Source organism: Coprococcus sp. ART55/1, from assembly GCF_000210595.1.
Taxonomy (GTDB): domain Bacteria; phylum Bacillota; class Clostridia; order Lachnospirales; family Lachnospiraceae; genus Coprococcus; species Coprococcus aceti.
The window spans coordinates 2,390,010-2,392,478 of the sequence record NC_021018.1 but is presented as its reverse complement, the minus strand read 5'-3'; the positions used below and the strand labels follow the sequence as shown (position 1 = coordinate 2,392,478).

General features: G+C 39.0%; 3 protein-coding genes. All 3 read right to left on the bottom strand.

Annotation, left to right across the window (positions count from 1 at the left end; all coding sequences use genetic code 11):
• Positions 1 to 50: 50 nt before the first annotated feature.
• The 3 genes from CCU_RS10745 to CCU_RS10735 all read right to left on the bottom strand — a co-directional run bounded on the left by CCU_RS10745 (position 51) and on the right by CCU_RS10735 (position 2,185).
• Entirely contained in the window at positions 51 to 347 is a 297-nt protein-coding gene (locus CCU_RS10745; protein WP_015534669.1) for a hypothetical protein, read from the bottom strand.
• 42 nt (positions 348 to 389) lie between these two features.
• Positions 390 to 887, bottom strand: a complete 498-nt coding sequence (locus CCU_RS10740; RefSeq protein WP_208896172.1) for a hypothetical protein — start codon at positions 885 to 887, stop codon at positions 390 to 392.
• Positions 888 to 1,138: 251 nt separating this feature from the next.
• Entirely contained in the window at positions 1,139 to 2,185 is a 1,047-nt protein-coding gene (locus tag CCU_RS10735) for a virulence RhuM family protein (protein ID WP_055224462.1), read from the bottom strand.
• Between the last annotated feature and the right edge of the window lie 284 nt (positions 2,186 to 2,469).

The following is a 2,469-nucleotide window of genomic DNA, read 5'->3' as shown; positions in this document are numbered from 1 at the left end:
CTATATTACAGCCTCATTTTCTTTATGCTCATTTACAGAAAGATTCTCCATCAAATTTCACCAATTTTGTAGGTGGGTAACTTATCGATTGCCATTTGAACCTGAAACTCATTTAGTTCGATCTCAACATCATAAATATCTCCGCTTTTTGGCAATCTGACATGAATAACTGCAAAATGCTGATACTCCTCAGTATTATAAATTCCATCCTCATACTTCTTAAGGCGTACTATTTTTCTTGATATTCCTTCCACCAGCCGATAATCTATTGCATATATTTTTTTCTCTGTGAATCCATGTAAATGTGTAGTTCCAAATGCTAATGCATTTGTTTTATAGAAAAGCATTTACTTTTTAAATATGACGCTTCAAGCTCCTCATAATCAATATCACCCTTCAACCACTTCCGTACCGGCATTCCTATATACAGTGAAAACTCTAGCCAAAAACAAAAATCCGAATAGGCAAAATCCTATGATAGCCATATAATAACGCCCTAAAGGAATAAGACACAAGGTACAAAACATTAGGAACAATGGCAATATCATTTTGACAAGATATTCCCGTCTTTGAAATCTTTTTAATAAATCCAGTTTCATGCTTTGATATTTAGGTTTCTCAAATGTGTGCTCATTGAGATAGGCTACATATTTCTCATGCCACTCAGGGCTTTCAAAATAACTGCCATTCATATATTGTGCTTTCATCTCACGAGCTTTCGTATCTGCTTTACTTTCCTTGCAATACGCATAGAGCAAATATGCAATGAGCATCGGACAAACAATGCATGCCGCACATTTTCCAGCCATATCTCCTATGACAAAAAACAGAAATAGTCCCATAAGAACTGTAAAAACAATATACACAACCAATGATTTCTTTGTCATAGCGAAATGAAATCCGTCATTTTTTTCTCATATAATTCTACTTTTCTCCAACTACGAACTCATTTCACAACAATAGGTACAACTATTCGCGTACACATTATCCGTCAGAACCACCTAAATACCGCATAAACTCAAGGTTTCTTGCTTAGCAAGCAGACGGTCTTCACATGAAAAGACAGCACTCTATGAATTACCGATTTGTGTCTGGAAGTTACTCATCCGAACCCATCCACATCATCACTGGTTTCATGCTACTTCTTCGCATTCTCTTCCAATTCCAACATGTACTTATCAAAATCAGACATGAACAGCCTATCCTGAATAACACGATATTTTTCAAATTCAGTTTCAGCTTTTGCCTTGGCAATCTCAGCAGTGATTTTGCCTGCATCCTGAAGAACATCTCTGTCGTCGGCCATCAAGAATAAATCCAAACGCTTTGCCCAATCCTCCATCGTCATTGGAATATGACGTTCCGCCCGATCCTCTGCCAAATCCAGATAAGCAGATACAATACGCTCTAATGAACGCATTTCCTTCTCTGAAAGATAATTCTTCGCAACACTCACATCACTTTTTACAATCTTGCCTTCCGGCGCTGCTGCCCAAGTAGTTAATCCCATGTGTGGCTTATCTGCATCAGCCCGCTCATAAATCAACTCTGCTGCTGTATGTCCGTGAACTGCATAATGCATCTTGTTTTGAACCTTTGCAAAGAACTGCTTTGTTGTTTTTGCTGTTCGGTCATAATCAAGAGCTGTAGCATAGATGTCCGTTATTTTCTGATAAAATCTCCGCTCAGAGAGACGGATCTCACGAATCTGCTCAAGCAGGCGGTCAAAGTATTCTACTGTAAGCACAGAGCCACCATTTTTCAGACGTTCGTCATCCATGACCCAGCCTTTAATAGTGTAGTCTTTCACGATACCATTGGCCCACTTGCGGAACTGCACCGCTCGCTCATTATTAACCTTGAATCCGACCGCAATAATCATTTGGAGATTATAATGCTTTGTATCACGAGTCACCTGACGGGAACCTTCCGTTTGAACTATCCGGAAATTCCGGATAGTTGAATCTTCCTCAAGCTCTGAGTCGGAATAAATCTTCTTAATATGCTCATTGATTGTACGAACATCCACATCATACAATGTGGCCATCATCTTCTGTGTCAGCCATATATTCTCATCCTCATAGCGCATCTCAATACTGTCCTGCTGACCACCGATAGAGGCAACATAGGTTAAATATTCTGCTGCACTGGAACGGATGGTTATTTCATCCTTTTTCTTTTTCAAATAAGAGGTCTCCTTTTGCAAATACTTATTTATTTCTCCAATATTTCTGACAAATGGCGCACATCCCCATGTCATTTACTCTCAGTGGAGAAAAATACTTCTTTATGTTTCTTGAAAATACAGTATTATATTCCCCATTGCCATCTCTCGAAGTAATCTTGTCTGGCATATCCGGGTTATAACCCATTGAGCCACAGCAAATGCATATATTCATCCATTTCGCCATCTTGGGGTATTGTTTCAGGTTAGTTTAGGACTTTCGGTTTTTCTGTCCACTTGGTCTC